The 16,717-nt window shown below is 25.9% G+C and carries 18 protein-coding genes; 14 read left to right on the forward strand and 4 right to left on the reverse strand.

The annotated features are described in order from the left end of the window. The first annotated feature begins 28 nt into the window (after positions 1–28). Entirely contained in the window at positions 29–409 is a 381-nt protein-coding gene (locus MKD34_RS00690) for a Fur family transcriptional regulator (protein WP_240219235.1), read from the forward strand. Between the two features lie 49 nt (positions 410–458). Here MKD34_RS00690 and MKD34_RS00695 read toward each other — a convergent pair whose 3' ends face one another. Together MKD34_RS00695 and MKD34_RS00700 are read right to left on the reverse strand one after the other, a co-directional pair. Further along, entirely contained in the window at positions 459–3,245 is a 2,787-nt protein-coding gene (locus MKD34_RS00695) for an autotransporter outer membrane beta-barrel domain-containing protein (RefSeq protein ID WP_240219236.1), read from the reverse strand. A gap of 21 nt (positions 3,246–3,266) precedes the next feature. After that, a complete protein-coding gene (locus MKD34_RS00700; protein WP_240219237.1) occupies positions 3,267–4,211 on the reverse strand; it encodes an omptin family outer membrane protease in 945 nt (314 codons plus the stop codon). A gap of 527 nt (positions 4,212–4,738) precedes the next feature. On the opposite strand from MKD34_RS00700, the gene MKD34_RS00705 reads away from it, so the two are divergent. The 10 genes from MKD34_RS00705 to MKD34_RS00750 all read left to right on the forward strand — a co-directional run bounded on the left by MKD34_RS00705 (position 4,739) and on the right by MKD34_RS00750 (position 13,518). Continuing rightward, positions 4,739–5,515: a glycosyltransferase family 2 protein gene (locus MKD34_RS00705; protein ID WP_240219238.1), complete on the forward strand. Its 777-nt coding sequence runs from the start codon at positions 4,739–4,741 to the stop codon at positions 5,513–5,515. Positions 5,516–5,582: 67 nt separating this feature from the next. Further along, positions 5,583–6,755: a glycosyltransferase gene (locus MKD34_RS00710; RefSeq protein ID WP_240219239.1), complete on the forward strand. Its 1,173-nt coding sequence runs from the start codon at positions 5,583–5,585 to the stop codon at positions 6,753–6,755. 13 nt (positions 6,756–6,768) lie between these two features. Further along, positions 6,769–7,932, forward strand: coding sequence for a glycosyltransferase (locus tag MKD34_RS00715; protein WP_240219240.1), 1,164 nt, complete (start codon positions 6,769–6,771; stop codon positions 7,930–7,932). A 2-nt stretch (positions 7,933–7,934) separates the two neighbouring features. Beyond that, positions 7,935–8,546, forward strand: coding sequence for an acyltransferase (locus tag MKD34_RS00720; protein ID WP_240219241.1), 612 nt, complete (start codon positions 7,935–7,937; stop codon positions 8,544–8,546). Positions 8,547–8,552: 6 nt separating this feature from the next. Then, positions 8,553–9,401, forward strand: coding sequence for a glycosyltransferase (locus MKD34_RS00725; RefSeq protein WP_240219242.1), 849 nt, complete (start codon positions 8,553–8,555; stop codon positions 9,399–9,401). Beyond that, complete coding sequence (locus tag MKD34_RS00730; RefSeq protein ID WP_240219243.1) at positions 9,395–10,084, forward strand: lipopolysaccharide core heptose(II) kinase RfaY; 690 nt, start codon at positions 9,395–9,397, stop codon at positions 10,082–10,084. Before MKD34_RS00725 ends, MKD34_RS00730 begins: the two co-directional genes overlap by 7 nt. A gap of 10 nt (positions 10,085–10,094) precedes the next feature. After that, entirely contained in the window at positions 10,095–10,640 is a 546-nt protein-coding gene (locus MKD34_RS00735; RefSeq protein ID WP_240219244.1) for an acyltransferase, read from the forward strand. Further along, the gene (locus tag MKD34_RS00740) at positions 10,628–11,869 is read left to right on the forward strand and encodes an O-antigen ligase family protein (protein WP_240219245.1); all 1,242 of its coding nucleotides are present in this window, start codon (positions 10,628–10,630) and stop codon (positions 11,867–11,869) included. The genes MKD34_RS00735 and MKD34_RS00740 overlap by 13 nt, the downstream gene beginning before the upstream one ends. Next, positions 11,856–12,869, forward strand: a complete 1,014-nt coding sequence (locus MKD34_RS00745) for a hypothetical protein (RefSeq protein WP_240219246.1) — start codon at positions 11,856–11,858, stop codon at positions 12,867–12,869. The genes MKD34_RS00740 and MKD34_RS00745 overlap by 14 nt, the downstream gene beginning before the upstream one ends. Next, positions 12,862–13,518 (forward strand): CatB-related O-acetyltransferase, encoded by a 657-nt coding sequence (locus MKD34_RS00750; protein WP_240219247.1) that lies wholly within the window; start codon positions 12,862–12,864, stop codon positions 13,516–13,518. Before MKD34_RS00745 ends, MKD34_RS00750 begins: the two co-directional genes overlap by 8 nt. Before the next feature lie 6 nt (positions 13,519–13,524). Here MKD34_RS00750 and MKD34_RS00755 read toward each other — a convergent pair whose 3' ends face one another. Both MKD34_RS00755 and MKD34_RS00760 read right to left on the reverse strand, forming a co-directional pair. Further along, the gene (locus MKD34_RS00755; protein WP_240219248.1) at positions 13,525–14,457 is read right to left on the reverse strand and encodes a hypothetical protein; all 933 of its coding nucleotides are present in this window, start codon (positions 14,455–14,457) and stop codon (positions 13,525–13,527) included. Beyond that, a complete protein-coding gene (locus MKD34_RS00760; protein ID WP_240219249.1) occupies positions 14,435–14,779 on the reverse strand; it encodes a hypothetical protein in 345 nt (114 codons plus the stop codon). Before MKD34_RS00760 ends, MKD34_RS00755 begins: the two co-directional genes overlap by 23 nt. Positions 14,780–15,184: 405 nt before the next feature. Between MKD34_RS00760 and MKD34_RS00765 the strand changes: the two genes are divergently transcribed. From MKD34_RS00765 to MKD34_RS00775, 3 genes are all read left to right on the forward strand, one after another. Continuing rightward, positions 15,185–15,496 carry a hypothetical protein gene (locus MKD34_RS00765; protein ID WP_240219250.1) on the forward strand — a complete coding sequence of 104 codons (312 nt, stop codon included), beginning with the start codon at positions 15,185–15,187 and terminating at the stop codon, positions 15,494–15,496. Between the two features lie 4 nt (positions 15,497–15,500). Further along, on the forward strand, positions 15,501–15,656 hold the full coding sequence (locus tag MKD34_RS00770; protein ID WP_240219251.1) for a hypothetical protein: 156 nt from the start codon (positions 15,501–15,503) through the stop codon (positions 15,654–15,656). A 134-nt stretch (positions 15,657–15,790) separates the two neighbouring features. Beyond that, positions 15,791–16,708: a Wzz/FepE/Etk N-terminal domain-containing protein gene (locus MKD34_RS00775; protein WP_240219252.1), complete on the forward strand. Its 918-nt coding sequence runs from the start codon at positions 15,791–15,793 to the stop codon at positions 16,706–16,708. Positions 16,709–16,717: the final 9 nt, after the last annotated feature.

Here is a 16,717-nt window from a genome sequence, read left to right on the forward strand (position 1 = left end):
TATTAAAAATGTAAAGGAGGTATAATTTATGAAATTTTCTAAACAGAGAGAATTAATCTTAAATTATATATTAAATAGTCACGAACACCTTACAGCAGATACTATATATGCAGATTTAAAAAAAGATAATCCTGAACTAAGTTTAGGGACAGTTTATAGAAATTTAACAAAGTTAACAGAGATAGGAGCTATAAAAAAAGTTAGTTTACCTAATCAAGTGGATAAGTTTGATAAGAATTTAGAGCCACATGCTCATTTTATATGTGATGAATGTGGAAGTATAACAGATATAAATATCCCAGAGGTGGATAAGTTTTTAAATAAGATTTCAAAGGATGAGGATATCTCAATAAGAAAATATGATATCACTTTAAATGGAACTTGTAAAAAATGTAAGAGTAACAAATAAAGTAAAAGCCCACAGAATACCTGTGGGCTTTTTACTATTTAGGGGGTACTTAAAATTTATAACCAATACCTAATGCTAGGTAGTTGTTATCTCTTTTTCCAAACTCTTTTCCAAGTTCAAAAGTGATTTTAAAATCTTTAATCTCAGTAGATACTCCAGCGTTTAACACTAAATTTGCCTTCTCTAAAGAGTCACTATTTAGTTTATAATTAACTTTATCTCCTAAAAGAGACATACCTTGTTTTTTATTTAGATCTCCTAACTCATATGAGTAGATAGCATTTGAATAGATATCTACAGATCCAAAGTTTTTACCAACTTTAAATCCAACACTTGGAAGAACTGAGAAATAACTCTCCTCTTTCACTGTTAATCCTAAATCACCAGCATTCTTCTCAGTGAACTTCTCATGCTTTCCATACCCTAAGTTTAATCCAAGAGTAGGTTTAATATATAATGAATCACCATAAACTCTACTAATTTCACTGTTAGCTCCTAAAGTATAAGAGTTATATTTTCCTTTAGCTTTTTTCTCAAAACTATCAATCTCTCTATTTGTCTCGTGGAAGTTATACTCTCCATTTAATCCAAGTTTAATATCAAACTCATTTAAAAGAAGTTTTTTATAGATTCCAGTATGAATAGATTGAATTGCCCCCTTAGATCCTTCGTTATATTTAACACTACTATTTTCATATCCAATAGTTGCATAAATATTATTTTCGAACCTTTTTGTTCCTACAAATCCCTCTGACGTAGTCTTATATCCAGAGATCTCCCCTTTATTTTTAACAGATGATTTATCTCCAAAGAAGTTAAAGTTATAGCTATACTCATTTAAGTTATCTATAAGTTTTCCATCCTCTTTTATAAATCTATCTTGAATATCGAAAATCTGTCTAGGAAGATTAGCATAAATCTCTCCAGATAAATCTTTTACAACTTTTTGTACCTCATTGATATTATCAGATTTTAAAATTTTATCTACAACTAATTTTTCATCTTTAGATAGTTCCATTCCTTCAATATCTAAGTAGTTATCTAAAGAGCTAGTTAAAGAGTTAAACTCTGTACTTTCATAGCTTTTCTCAATAGTAGTTTCATTTCTATAGACAACCATATCAACGTTTTCAGTTTTATTAAGTTCTAACTTTGAGTTATAAAACATAGAAACAGCCTTTGAATCAGTACCTCTAGCTAACTCAATTTTTGGAGCAGAGAAAACATCTTTATAAATAACTTCCTTCTTGTTTCCATCTATTAAATCCTTAGATGCAATAACATCTCCATCTATTTTTAAACTTCTTTTAGCTCTAACTCTAGAAACATCTCCAGAAGCCTCTTTTCCAACAATAAATTTACCTTTATCTTCAGTTTTTATCTCAATACCATCTTCACCAAGTATTTTCCCGTTATTAACATAAGTTCCATTATCAGAGGCCCAAATAGCAATTTTATATGGATTTGTATCTCCAAAAATAATCTCTCCATCATTAACAATAGTACTAGTTTCATATTTATCAGAGTTTACTCCAACGTTTCCAGCATACATACCAATAGATTCACCACTTAAGATTATTTTACCTTTATTTATAACTTTACTTCCATTTGTAGCAGTCATAGCAAAAGCGTTTTTACCATCTATTTTTATAACACCAGTTTTTTCATTGATTCCAACAGCACCTTGAGAAACATCTATACCATTTGAATATGCTCCTGAAACATCAATAGTTCCCTCGTTGATAACTGATATATTTTTTCCATAACCAATCATTCCATTACTATCTTCACCAGTAGCTTTAATAGTTCCTTTATTAACCATTGTTATATTGTTTCCACTAGCATTCATACCAGCACTATGTTTTCCACTTACAGATATATTTCCATTGTTTATCATTGTATTTTTAGCAGTGCTATCATTATCAACTCTCATGCTCATTCCATGAAGATACATAGATGATACAGCATTAGGATTTAAAATGTGAAAATTATCATTGTGAATGCTGATATTTTTATTGTTAATAAGAGTAATATCCTCATCAGCATCATTTTCTTTAATGCTTTTAAGAGCTTCCATTCCAATTAAACTTGTATAATATAGATTTGATTCATTGTTACCATTTAGCTCAATATCTCCATTATTAACAGAAGTGAATCCTTCACCATGATTAGAACGATTTGACATAGCACTAATAGATATACCAGTTCCCTTTATAGTACCATTATTTTCTAGGTTAGCTCCATAGGCACCTTCCATTAACTTCATAATTTCAATAAGATCTGATTGAGTTCCAATAATAGTTCCTTCATTTATACCTTTAGCAGTTTTTCCAAGAGCTAAAATAGCTGAAGAATGCTTTGTAGTAACGTTAATAATACCAGTTTTTTCATTTACTGCTGTTTCATTATCAAGAGCAAGAAGAGCAACCATACCTTCGTCTTTCATAGTGATAGTACCACTATTTTTAAGAGGAGGTCTCTCAAACGGAGGTGGAAGTTCGTCTGGTTGTGGTTCTCCAGGTTGAGGAACAGGAACAATCTCCTCATTTTCTTCTACAACAGGTAGATTGGGATTATCCCCATTATCTCCACCATTGGGTTTATTAACCTCAGAAATAACAGGAACCATAGGTTTTCCTTCAACTTTTTCTGGATTTGCAACTGGATTTACAGGTGCAACTATATTTGTAGTAGGTTTGCTACTAACTGTAGGTGAAGGTGTAGAAGCAGAAGGTGAGTTACTGCTACTACCACCGCCACCTCCTCCGCTTCCACATGCTGTTACTAATGCAGAAAGGATTCCGATAAATAGATATTTTTTATTGTATATTTTCATTTTTAATTTTCCTCCAAATTTTTAGAACTTGTATGTAGCTCCAAGAGATACTACATAGCTACTATTTTTAATACCTGATAAATTTTTAATACCACTAATTTTATCTCCATCTTCAGTTGTGAAATCAGTAGTAGATTTTTTCTTATGGAAATACTTAGAGTATTCTAAGGTACCATTTATATCGATAGATGGAGTGATTGGGTATGTAGCCACAAGTTTAACCCCTAAATTTTTAACATCTTTATATTTTTCATTAGACTCCATAGGGCCTCTTTCAAGGTGTTTGTCGTTAGCTTTAGCTTTACCATAGATACTACCTTTAACTTCTAAATCTAAAACTAGTTTTTCATAAGTGTAAATAGCTCCATAACCTATGTATGGTGTGAAAAACTTTTGAGAGTACTCAATACTTTTTTTAGAGTAATCATCTTTATATATAGTAGTAGAACCATCTAACATATAGTTATATTGATCTCCCCCTTTAGCGTAGAACTTAAAGTAGTCGTATTTAAAACCTAACATAGGTCCAGATTTTAAGTTTTCAGTGTGAACAAACCAGTATTTAATGTTTGTATCAAACATTAACAGGTCTTCTACGTAGTTTTTGTTGTCACTAAAGTTTGAGAGCTTTCCGTAGTCACTAGGAGTAGCTCCCTCTTCAGCGTCGTCAGATGAGTACCAATCATAATCCTTCATAGATCCACTAGATGTAGAGTTAAAGTTTTTCTTTAGTCCCATTTGAAACTCTATGTTATTAAATGTGTGTGTGTAACCTAATATAAAAACAGGAACATTTTTAATTTTCCAATCTAAATAACTAATTTTTTCTCCAGTTTCAGGTACATATACGTACTCTCCAGCTTTACCGTTAACAGTTCCTAAAGAGAAGTTAAAGGCATTGTTTGATTGAGCAAAAATCCCAGTAGAGGCAGCAGTAAGTAGAACTAATAAGTTTCGTTTTAACATAAAAAACCTCCTAAGTCTTATAAATTTATTTTCTAAAATCATTTTAGTATACAGAATGCAAAAATTATTTTTTCTAACATGAATTCTTGAAAAAAATACATGAAAAATAAAAAAATTAAATTGGGGATATAAAAGAGATTAAAAAATGTTAAAATATTAAATATAAAAATACAGAGTGGAGGAGTAAAATGATTTTTCTTTTAGTTTTTTTTGAAATAGTTTGCAGTTATATATTTTTACTCAAAAATTTAAAAAAGCAAGTAGAAACATTAAGAGAGAAAATTTTATTTTATTTACTATGGATTCAAATAATAACACTAAGTATATACTCATCTTATTGTTTTTTTAAGTATTGATGTATTATAGTGAAAAATGTTTAAAATATGCTATAATTATAAAGAAAAAGATATACAGATTTTTAGTTTTTAGTTCTTAACTTCATTTTAGTAAAAATGAGATATTATCATATTAAAATAATAATGGAGATATGATATAATTTAGAATAGTAATTAAGGAAAGGTGAGAACATGAAATTATCCGTTGCAATGATAACTTTTAATGAAGAAAAAATATTGAGAAAGACTTTAGAATCGGTTAAAGATATAGCAGATGAAATAGTAATTGTTGATAGTGGTTCAAAAGACTCAACAGAGAAAATTGCAAGAGAATTTAATGCAAAATTTTATACTGAACTTTGGAAAGGATATGGCCCTCAGAGAAATTCAGCTATTCAAAAATGTCAAGGAAAATGGATTTTAAATATCGATGCGGATGAAGAAATATCGGAAGAATTAAAAAATAAGATAGTACAAATTTTAGAAAATGATAATTCAGATAAAGAAGTTTTTAAGATAAATAGATTATCAGTTTGTTTTAATAAAAAATTAAAATATGGAGGATGGGGAACTTCGTATGCAATTAGATTGTTTAAAAAAAATTCAGGTTTTTTTAATAATAATTCAGTTCATGAGACCTTTGAAACACAGAAAAGAATTTTTAAAATAAAAGAAAAAATATATCATCATTCATATTTGACAATGGAAGATTATTTTAATCGATTTAATCGATATACTACTGAAGGAGCTATAGAATATTATAATAAAAATAAAAAGGTAAGTATAGTTAATATTGTAGTTAATCCAATATATAAATTTTTGAAGATGTATATTTTTAGATTTGGTTTTTTAGATGGAGTCGACGGATTTGTTATAGCTTCAACAAGTTCTCTTTATACAATGATAAAGTATTTTAAGTTAAGAGAAATTTATAGAAATAAATCTTATTTAAAAAAGAAGATAGATTAAAATTCTAGATACATAAAGAATAAAAACCTCCTTTGTGGAGGTTTTTAAATTAAAAGGAGGAGATTGTATGATGGAAAAAAATAAAAAGAAAATATTGTTTTCTATTGATACGTTATTAGTAGGAGGGATAGAAAAAGTTTTAATAGAGCTTTTAAGTAATATTTCGAAAGAAAAATATGAAATAACACTATTAATAGGTTATAAATTAAATGAATTGGAGAAATTAAAAGAAGATATACCGATGAATATCAAAATTGAATATATATTTAAAGAAAATATTCATATTTTAGGAAAAAAGAAAAAAGCAATGGGGAATTTAAAAGGTTATGAAAAAATAATATTTGAAATAACATCACTTTTGAGAAAAAAAATTTTTAAAAAAAGATTATTAAAAATTGTAGAGAAAGTAGATACCGTTGTGGATTTTGATATGACTTTAGCTTCTTATGCCAAAGATATATCTAAAAATATAATTACATTTTGTCATTTTAGTCCTAAAAATTATAATCGTGGAATAAAGAAAAGACAAGAAAGATTAGGAGAAAAACTTAAGAATTATAATAAAATTGTTGTAATATCTAAAGATATGGAAAAAGAAGGAATTGAAATTTTTCCATTTTTAAAAGAAAAGTTTATAACAATATATAACTCTTTTAATATAGACTTAATTGAAAGAAAATCGAATTTAATAAAAGAAGATGAACTAAATTTGATAAAAAAGCCATATATTTTATCTATTGGAAGATTAGAAGAAACACAAAAGGATTTTACTACTTTAATAAAAGCTTTTAGTAAAGTAAGCAACAATATAAAAGAGAATTTATATATAATAGGAGAAGGAAGACATAAAGATAATTTAAAAAAATTAGTAAAAGATTTACAAATAGAGGATAGAGTTTTATTTTTAGGTTTTAAAAACAATCCATATCCCTGGATAAAAAACAGTAGTTTTTTTGTACATAGTTCTAAATTTGAAGGATTACCAACAGTTTTAATAGAGGCTAGTATTTTAGGAAAAGCAATAGTATCTACAGATTGTCCAACAGGGCCAAGAGAGATATTAGAGAACGGAAATTGTGGACTTTTAGTAGATGTGGGAGATGTTGAAAAATTGGCTGAAAATATAAAATATTTAAGTCAAAATTTAGAGGTAAGACAAAAATATGGAGAATTAGCAAAAAATGAGAGTAAAAGATTTGATTCAAAAGAAATAGTAAAAATAGTTGAAAGATTATTTTAAAGGAGGGGAAATTTTGAAAAGGATAGTATTGAATACAGATTCTCTAATAATGGGGGGAGCAGAAAAAATAGCATTAGAGTATGCAAATCTTTTAAAAGATAATTATGAAGTTTTTTTACTGATAAATGAAGATAATGGAATTGATAATATTTTAGAAGAATTAATTGATAAAAATATAAGATATCAGTTTGTGGTAGATAAAGAAATAATGGAGAAACTGAATAAATACCGCATATTAAAAAAGAAAAATTTTATATATAAAATTTACTATAGTTATTATTTAAAGAAAAGAAGAAAAAGCTATCAAAAGAATATAGAAAAAATTTTAAAAGAAAAAGATTATGATTATTTAATAGATTTTTATTGTAAAATACCTTGGAAATTAGTGAATGAAAAAACAATATGTTGGTTACATATGACTTTAGGAAATTTAAAAGAAAAAACAAAGAAAGAATATCAAAAAAAGTTTACAAAGTGTAAAAATGTGATAGTTTTAAATGAGGAAATGAAGAAAGAGGTTTTAAATATATTTGAAATAGATCCAAATAAAGTAATGAAAATTTATAATTTTTTTAATATAAAAAAATTAGAAAATCTTTCTTTAAATCAAGAAGAACTGACATTAAATCAAAAAAAATTAATAAAAGATAACTATATTTTTGCGTGTTGTAGAGTAGATAAACAGAAGGATTTAGATACGTTAATAGATGCTTTTAAAGATTTAAAAGATGAATTTAAAATAAAAGAAAAACTTTATATAGCAGGAGATGGAGATCAAAGAAAAAGGCTAGAAAAAAAAGTTACAGATTTAAATCTAAAAGAAGATATAATATTTTTAGGAACACAAAAAAATCCGTATGTTTGGATGAAAAATGCAAAATTATTTGTTCATAGTTCTCATCGAGAAGGATTTGGAATGGTTTTGGTTGAAGCGTTAATAACAAATGGAATAGTTATTTCTACAGATTGCCCAGTGGGACCAAAAGAGATTTTAGAAAATGGAAAAAGTGGAGTTTTAGTACTACCAAAAAATAAAAAAGACTTGGCAAACAAAATTTATCAATTATTAAGAGATCAAAATTTAAGGATAAACTTATTAGAAGAATCAAAAAGAAGGAAAAATGATTTTTCAAAAGAGATAGTTTTAAATAAAATAAAAACTATATTTGAGGGATAAATATGTATTTAAAAATAAAATATCTATTTCAAAGAAGTATTGTAAAAATTAAAAATGAAAGAAATAATTTAAAGATAGAGGGAAAATTAAGAGCATCAAAGATAAAAGTAGAAGGGGAAGGAAATCAATTAAAAATTGGAAAAAATAGTTTTTTAAAACAAGGAAAAATTAGTATAAAAGGAAGTAATAACACAATTATAATTGGAGAAAATTGTGATTTGAAAAATTTAAAAATTTTTATGCAAGATAATAACTCAACCTTAATAATAGGCGATAATACAACTTGTGCAGGAGCAAAAATATTGTCTCAAGAGGGCTGTAAGATTAAACTTGGTAAGAATTGTATGTTATCATATGATATTGAGATTAGAAATTCAGATTCACATAAAATCTTTTCAGAAAAATCAAAAGAAAGAATAAATGAAGGAAAAAATATAATATTAGAGGATAACATTTGGATTGGAATGAGAACTTTAATATTAAAAGGGAGTTATGTAGAAAAAAATTCAGTAATAGCAGCTGGAAGTATTGTTGTAAATAGAGTTTATGCCAATACAATAGTAGCTGGTAGTCCAGCTAAAGAGGTAAAAAAAGCTATATATTGGGAAAGGTAGAAAAATATGAAAAAGGAAAAAATTAGTTTAATAACTTGTACTTATAATAGGTTAGATAAATTGGAAAAATTAATAAAGTCATTAAAAAATCAATCTCTATTACCAGATGAGTTTATTGTATCTGATGATGGTTCTAAAGAAGATATAGAGTTCTTTTTAAAAAATATATTTAAGAATGAAAATAGATTTAAAGTAAAACTAATAAAGCAAAGTGATTTAGGGTTTAGATTAGCTAGAGCTAGAAATAATGGTGTAAGAGAGGCAATAGGAGAATTAATTATATTGATAGATTCAGATATCGTAATGCCGAAAAAATTTATAGAGATTTTTTATAAAAAAAGACAGAAAAATGTGATTAATTTAAGCAGAGCGCTGAGATTAACACCAGAAAATACAAAATTATTAACATGTAAAGAGATAGAAGAAGAGAATTATTCTCATTTATACTCTAAAAAAAGTTATTACTATAATATAGAAAGATATTATAAGAATAAATTGTATTCAATTTTTGCTCCCAAAAAGCAAGCTGAAAAATTTAGAGCAATGGCATTCTCTCTGTATAAAGAAGATTATATAAAATTAAATGGATTTGATGAAAATTTTATTGGATGGGGAGCTGAAGATCTAGATTTTGGAAGAAGAGCTTATTATAAGGGAATAAAAATAGTGAATAGTCATAAAAATAATTTTCAAATACATCAATGGCATGAAGAATCTGATAAAAATGATGATTATTCATTAAAATATTTTAGAAAAATTTGGGAAGAAAGAGAAAAAAGCAAAAATTATGATATAGAATACGGTATTTTAAAAAGTTATCAAAATGATAAATATGAAGTGATAGAAATATGTTAAGAAATGAAAAATATAAAGGTTATAGTATATATTTTTACGATGAAAAATATGAAAAGATTGCTAGAAATATAATTGATAAAAAATATAAAGTTCTAGAAAAATATAAAGATGATAAGAGAAGTTATGTTGTAAAAATTGAAGTTGATAATTATGTATATATATTAAAAAGAGCATTAAATGAAACAAATAGATTTAGAAAAAAAATTAGAACTTTACTGAAAAAAAGCGAAGCATTGACAACTTTAATTAATATAAATAATTTAAGAAGAAATGGATTAAAAGAATTATATATTCCATACTTAGTAGTAGAGAGAAAAGAAAAAGGTTTTATAAAAGAAAGCTTTTTATTAACAGAATTTATTGAGGGAAGAGTAATAAAAAATTATAAAGAGTTTACTTTAGAGGAGAAAAAAATAATTGTAAATATACTAGAGGAAATCCATAAAAAAAATGTCTATCATGGGGATGCTAATCATGGGAATTTTATATTTACTAATAATGGAATTAGAGTTATTGATACAGTAGGTAAAAAAGAGAAGTTATTAAATTATAAAAGAAATTATGATTTTATAACATTAGATGACTGTATTCAAGATATAGAAAAAATTCATGTTTATAAAAAATATCAGTTATCTTACTGGATTGCTAGTTTTATAAAAAAATTAAAAAAAAGGTTTTGTTAAGAGGGGAAATATGAATAAATTATTATTTAAATTGCGAAATAAAGTAACATTGGATAAAGAAAATTATATTGAAATAGATAAGAGTGTAAAAATAAGAGGATGCAAAATAAAAATAAGAGGAAAGAATAATAAATTAATAATAAAAAAAGATGCTAATTTAAATGGTGTTATTATAGAGATAAGAGGTGAAAATAGTTTTTTAGAAATTGGGAATAAAAGTATTCTTGGAGAAAAAACTTATCTTTCAATAAAAGGAAAAGAAAAAAATATAGTTATAGGAAAAGAGTGTATGTTTTCAAGAAATATAAACATTATGACTTTTGATGGACATGATATCTATAAGAATGGAGAAAAAATTAATGAATCTCGTAGCATTAAAATAGAGGATAATGTATGGGTCGCTGATGGTGTTACAATACTTAAAGGGGTAAATATATTAAAAGGAAGTGTTATTGGAATAAATTCTGTTGTTACTAAATCCTATGATGAAGAGAATATAATAATAGCTGGAAATCCTGCGAAGATTATAAAAAGGGGTATAATATGGAAAGATTGAAAAGACAAATACACTCCTTAGGATTAGCAGGTGTATATTTATATGGGATATCTTTAATAATATCAAAAGGTGGAGTAAATATAGGTTTAGCTTTAATGACTCTTTCAGCAATTTGTTTTGTTAAAGATTTAAAGATAAAAGAAATTGAAATAGAGTATAAAATATTTTTAATTATACTTTTGTTTATACCAATTTTTGATTTATTATCACCAGGGGGATTATATTCTGCTAGAGTCACAATAAAACAATTATATAGATTTTTACCAATGTTTATTGCTCCAATATTTTTAAAAACGACAAAAGAATTAAAGCGATTTATGTATATGATAAGTATATCAGTACTAATAAATTGTTTAAATGGAATAAATTTTTATAGAAAAAATAATTATAATTTTACTTTAAGATATGAAAGTTTTACAACTATTATGGATAGTGCTCATGCATTAGTAGGATTATCTTTTATTATTTTATCCTTAATAATTATAGAGGTAAAAAATAGAAAAAATAACCGATTAATATATTTAATCCCAACTTATTTACTAAATTTATTTTGTATAATTTTAGGACAAACAAGAGGGGCCTGGTTAGCATTAATTGCTGGATTTTTAATATATTTATCAATATCTTTGACTAAAAAACAATTATTAATGAGTTCGATAATGGTTTTAATATTAATAGGATTTAGTTTTAATGTAATTAAGGATAATCCCTATGTTAAAAGATTTCAAAGTATAACTGATGTAAAAAATTTATCACCTAAAACCAGACTTTTTATGTGGGAAGCATCGTTGGATATATATAGAAATAATACTGTATTTGGTGTAGGGAAGGATAATGGTCCTAAATATTACTTAGATTATTTTGAAAAGAATGATTTATATTCTAAGTTTGATGAGTGGGATAGACCTATGGTAAAAGTAATAGCAACGGCAGGAAATGCACACAATATGTATTTTGAAAACTTAGTGAACATGGGAGTGTTATTTTTTGCTTTATTGGGATTTTGGATATTTATATTATATAAGTCGTTTATTCAAACTAGAAAATTTTCTAAAAAAGGTGAGCTATATTGGATATCTTTAGCTGCGACATCGATGATTCTTGTATACTATGTGACGGGGTTAACAGAAGGAGCTTGGGGAGAATTTATTAAAAGACATATTTATTTAATTGGAGTTATCTTATACATAAGTTGCAAAAAAAATGGAGTATTTAATGAAAAAATTTAAAAAAAGTAAAATTTTATATTATATTGATCCAATTGAAGGATATAGAGAAGAGTTAAAAAATGAATTAAAAAAAATATTTAAAGAGGTTACATTTATAGGAGGAGGATTTCCTAAAAAAGAGGAAAGAAGTAAAAGTTTCAAAATATTAAGAGAGTTACAAGGTATAAAAATTTTCAAAAAATTCTTTTTAAAAAAACAAATAAAGTATATAAATAAAATTTTGAAGAATATAGAGAATTATGACTATTTCTTAGCTGTAGGAACAGGTGAGTTTTCAATTGATTTTATGAAAAAACTTAAAAAGAAAAACCCAACAATAAAGACAGTATTATTTTTATGGGATAAGGTAAAGTATTTACCGAAAAAATTTAACTTAGAAGAATTCGATTATATCTTTTCTTTTGACAAAGAAGACTGTAAGGAATATGGATATATTTTTAGAGAAAGTTTCTATATTACAAATTTGAAGAGTTATGAAAAAAAAGAGTATGATTTATATTACTTAGGTGCTTTAAGAGAGGAAAAAAGATATAAAAAATTAGTAAAATTAAAAAAATTTCTTGAAAAAAATAACTTGAAATATAATTTAAAACTTTATATAGATAAAGAATTAGAAAAAAAGTTAAATACTAGTTTAGATGAGAAAATAGTTATTAGAGAAAAAATAGGATACTTAGAAAATTTATTAGAAGTACGAAAATCAAAATGTATTTTAGAAATAAATTATAAAGATCAAAATGGTTTAACTTTAAGATCAATGGAAAGTATTTTAGGAAAAACAAAATTAATAACAGATAATTCAAACATTAAAGAATATGATTTTTATAGTGAAAATAATGTTTATATAATTTCAAGTATTGATGATTTAGATAAGATACCAATAGAATTTTTTGAGAAGGAATATGAAGAGTTACCAGAAAAAATTAGAGAGAAATATAGTTGTGAAGGCTTCTTAAAAGAGATTTTAGAAAAGTTAAGTGAAGGTAATAATTATGATTAGAGAGATTTTACAAAAATATAAACTTAAGGGAAAAAAAGTATTTTTAGAAAAAAAAGTAAACTTTAAAAAGGCAAGTTTTGAAGGTGCTAATAGAGTCGGAATGAACTCAAGTATAAGAAAAATTAAAATAGGCTATGGAAGCTATATAGGAAAAAATTGTATGTTAAATGCAGCTAAAGTAGGAAAATTTTGCTCCCTAGGAAATAATATTAAAATAATTTCAGGAAATCATCCTACAAAAGATTATGTTTCAACTCATCCATTTTGCTACAGCACAACTTTTAAAAGAGAAGGTTTAAATTTTCAAAAGCATATAAAGTTTGATGATTTGCTAAAGATAGATAATAATACATCTATAGTAATAGGAAATGATGTATGGATAGGAGATAATGTCCTTATATTAGGTGGAATTAAAATAGGAGATGGAGTTGTAATAGGATGTGGAAGTGTTATAACAAGAGATATTGAAGCTTATTCAATAGTTGTAGGAGTTCCAGGGAAAGTATTAAGAAAAAGATTTACAGATAAACAAATTCAATTTTTAGAAGAATTTAAATGGTGGAATAAAGAGATCGAATGGATAGAAAAAAATATAGAAAATTTTTCTAATATAGAAAAATTAATGGCAAATGAAATGGTGAGAAGCTAGAATCGATTAAGATTCTAGCTTTTTTTTTAATTCATTATAATGGAGTTTAACTAAATACTCATCATATTTTTGGCATTCATTTAAGAATTTTCCAAGGATCTCATCTTTAGAGCAACTACCAATGGAGAAGTAATCAATATAGTAGTTTACTTTTCCTTTTAAAACTCTGTTAGTTCTAGTTTCGCTATTATCAGAGCTATTTAAAAGAGTGGGTCTAAAATTCCATTTACCACTAGCAGCTTTTACAATACAACTGTTGATATTGGTGCAATAACCATTTTTAAACTCAATAGTGGCTTTTTCATACAAAATTTTAAACTCGTCTATTGTCAAATCAGGTTTAGCGTTAAGAAGATTTACAATTGTAAAATCATCTAAAATCTCTTTTAAATAGGTTCTTATAGAAAGATTATTAGTTAGTACAGTATTTTTTTTGTGTATATCTTCTTTTTCAATAATATCTTTATAAATATTAGTATTATTATGTGACGTATCTTCCATGTTAGGAGTTACCGCCACTGGAATATCCAGTGGTGCAGTATCCATACTAGGAGAATCCACAGTGGGAAAAGTGGACAAGTGTAGTTGCGGGGTAGTATCAACGCTTCTAAAAGGTTCGGTAGTTTTATTTAGAAGTTCCTTGTCGTCAGAAAAGTAATATATATTTTTAAGTTCACCTTTGCGGACAAAGGCAATCTCTTTTTTATGGCGATACATATATCCAAGTTCAATCAGATTATTTATAAGTCTTAGTAACTTATCTTTGCTAATGTTCATTTCATATGACAGTTGATTGATGTTTATAACCCAATTAGATGGTTTATTAAGAAGACGACATCCTAGCCCTAGTAACTCTAAATTCAGATTTTTATCTTGTATAAATTTATTATAAATTATAGTGTAGTTGCTTTTATGGTTATTTTTTATTATAAAATCCATAAGCTCCTCCTAAATATTTTAGATAATATGTTTTACAAATAATTTCAGAGATTTCAGGAATATAATACATTTTTGTTTTTCCAATATGTCTCAAAAAAATTTTATTATTTTCAATTTTTTCTTCAAAAGTACGTTCTTTAATCAAAAGTGTTTCTAGAATAATATGCTTAGTTTGAAGTTCACCGAAGTTTTCAAGAAGAAGTTTATCAAAAATAGATTTAAATTGATCTTTAGTTAAATTTTTAATAAAAAGGTACTTATGTTGTTTTAGAAAATCACAAAAGAAAATAGGATTAAATATGTTTTTTTCATTTTTATTCATAGTGCCTCCTGCTCTAAAAAAAATTTGATTTGGTCTTTTTTAAAGTAGTAGATATCACTTGTAAGATAAAAGTTAAAAGTGTTTTTCTTAATTAATCGTCTTACACTAGAATCAGATATTTTTAAGATACTCATTAATTGTGATATGCCGAAATGATCCTCAAATTTTTCAATTCTTTCAAAAGCTGTCATAATTTTGTCCCCCTTAAATTTTTTATAAAATGACCACAATAAAATAATAGCATTTATTCGGATGTTTTATAATACTTTTAAAACATTTTGTATATAAAGTAGTCAAAAAATAAACGGAACATAAAGTAGTCAAAACACATTTTTTTTATTTTTTTTATGTTATCATTAAAACATCTCGAGATAGCAGGAAAAATAAAAATTGAAGGAGGTAAGCATGAGTATGACAGTTGGAGGAGCAAAAGCAGTAATACAAGGAGTTATAATTAAAACTCAAAAGAGTATTGAAAGAGAGGTTAGTTATTTAAAGGAGTTAGCAGATGACAAGGCAACACTTTCTAAAATTGAGCAGATGCAAACTGATGGGGAACCATTACCAGCTAATAATCCATATGGATCTTTTTCAGAGTGGAGAGATGCTATTGAAAAAGAGATAAGAACAGGACAAAATTCATTGGATAGAATAGATGTTCAAAAAGCTGAATTAATGGCTTTTAATTACTTTGTGGAAACTGCTCCAGAGGCATAGGCCTATGATAAAAACTATAAAAATAATCTATACTGTATTAACGCTTATTGGAGTTTTAGTAACAGGAAATAATACCCTTGTTTTAAGAAGTATAGGTAGCAAAGTAGAGAGAATGACTATCCCCCAAGTCACATCTCACTCACAAATAAATATAAATTAAATTTAAAGGTCTAGAAATTTTCTAGACCTTGTTTTATTGGCGAAAGAAAATATAAATATATACACAACTTTAACTTTTTTTCACATTAAAAAAGTGATATAATAGCATGAATAAAAAATATGTAGGGGGATAGCATGAGCAAGGAGTTAAAAGTGATGGAACAAAAGCAATATGATGATGAGATTGATCTTTATGAATTGATTGAAATACTAGTGAGGCATAAGTGGAGTATAGTTATAACAACAGTACTTTGTACACTTTTATCTCTAGGAACTGCACTTTATGTACGTAGTAAAACACCAAATTATTTAATAAAGAGTATTCTTATACAACAAGATACCTATGGGTTAAAGGGTGTAAATAAAATAAATGTAGATACTGTATTACTTCAAGATAAAAATATTGAAAAACTCTTAGAAATAGAATCTATAAAAAAAGAGTATCTAGAAAATACACCAGAAAAGATGCAAAATATGGCGTCAGAAAGAAAATTTTTACAAGAGTTAATAACTATATCTAAAAATGAAAAAAACAATGAAGAGATATCTATAAAGACTGAGATAATAGTGAATGAAAGTAGTAGCAGAGATATTATAAATAAATATATAGATATTTTAAGGGAACAAGACAATTTAGCAGATGTTATAGCAAAAGAGAAGGAGTTAAAAGGCGATTCTTTAGAAAAAACTAAAATAGAAATTGAAAATATTCAAAATGAAATTTTAGATATTTTTAAAAAAGATAACGATTTAATAGCCTTAAAGCCAGAAGAAAAGATGAATTATATAGCTTCTAAATATCCAGAATTAAATCTAAGAAAAAATGAGCAAGAGAAGTATTACAATACATATGTTAACGAGTTGATTAGACTTGATTCTTTAAATGATAAAGCAGATATTATTAAGGAAACTACAGATATATATTTTTTAAAGGGACAAAGTAAAGCTAAACTTATTTTAGTAGTTGGAATTATAATGGGAGTATTTTTAGGAGTAATGATAGTGTTTTTAAAAGAGTTTATAAATGGATATAAAAAAAGATATAAAAAGTAGGAGTTGAAT

It is taken from the genome of Cetobacterium somerae (assembly GCF_022430525.1).
GTDB lineage: Bacteria > Fusobacteriota > Fusobacteriia > Fusobacteriales > Fusobacteriaceae > Cetobacterium_A.

What these genes read in the sequence shown, in the direction of transcription:
- MKD34_RS00690 (WP_240219235.1), top strand. Translation starts at nt 29, where the DNA reads ATGAAATTTTCTAAACAGAGAGAATTAATCTTAAATTATATATTAAAT.
- MKD34_RS00695 (WP_240219236.1), bottom strand. Translation starts at nt 3,245, where the DNA reads ATGAAAATATACAATAAAAAATATCTATTTATCGGAATCCTTTCTGCA.
- MKD34_RS00700 (WP_240219237.1), bottom strand. Translation starts at nt 4,211, where the DNA reads ATGTTAAAACGAAACTTATTAGTTCTACTTACTGCTGCCTCTACTGGG.
- MKD34_RS00705 (WP_240219238.1), top strand. Translation starts at nt 4,739, where the DNA reads ATGAAATTATCCGTTGCAATGATAACTTTTAATGAAGAAAAAATATTG.
- MKD34_RS00710 (WP_240219239.1), top strand. Translation starts at nt 5,583, where the DNA reads ATGATGGAAAAAAATAAAAAGAAAATATTGTTTTCTATTGATACGTTA.
- MKD34_RS00720 (WP_240219241.1), top strand. Translation starts at nt 7,935, where the DNA reads ATGTATTTAAAAATAAAATATCTATTTCAAAGAAGTATTGTAAAAATT.
- MKD34_RS00725 (WP_240219242.1), top strand. Translation starts at nt 8,553, where the DNA reads ATGAAAAAGGAAAAAATTAGTTTAATAACTTGTACTTATAATAGGTTA.
- MKD34_RS00730 (WP_240219243.1), top strand. Translation starts at nt 9,395, where the DNA reads ATGTTAAGAAATGAAAAATATAAAGGTTATAGTATATATTTTTACGAT.
- MKD34_RS00735 (WP_240219244.1), top strand. Translation starts at nt 10,095, where the DNA reads ATGAATAAATTATTATTTAAATTGCGAAATAAAGTAACATTGGATAAA.
- MKD34_RS00740 (WP_240219245.1), top strand. Translation starts at nt 10,628, where the DNA reads ATGGAAAGATTGAAAAGACAAATACACTCCTTAGGATTAGCAGGTGTA.
- MKD34_RS00745 (WP_240219246.1), top strand. Translation starts at nt 11,856, where the DNA reads ATGAAAAAATTTAAAAAAAGTAAAATTTTATATTATATTGATCCAATT.
- MKD34_RS00750 (WP_240219247.1), top strand. Translation starts at nt 12,862, where the DNA reads ATGATTAGAGAGATTTTACAAAAATATAAACTTAAGGGAAAAAAAGTA.
- MKD34_RS00755 (WP_240219248.1), bottom strand. Translation starts at nt 14,457, where the DNA reads ATGGATTTTATAATAAAAAATAACCATAAAAGCAACTACACTATAATT.
- MKD34_RS00760 (WP_240219249.1), bottom strand. Translation starts at nt 14,779, where the DNA reads ATGAATAAAAATGAAAAAAACATATTTAATCCTATTTTCTTTTGTGAT.
- MKD34_RS00765 (WP_240219250.1), top strand. Translation starts at nt 15,185, where the DNA reads ATGAGTATGACAGTTGGAGGAGCAAAAGCAGTAATACAAGGAGTTATA.
- MKD34_RS00770 (WP_240219251.1), top strand. Translation starts at nt 15,501, where the DNA reads ATGATAAAAACTATAAAAATAATCTATACTGTATTAACGCTTATTGGA.
- MKD34_RS00775 (WP_240219252.1), top strand. Translation starts at nt 15,791, where the DNA reads ATGAGCAAGGAGTTAAAAGTGATGGAACAAAAGCAATATGATGATGAG.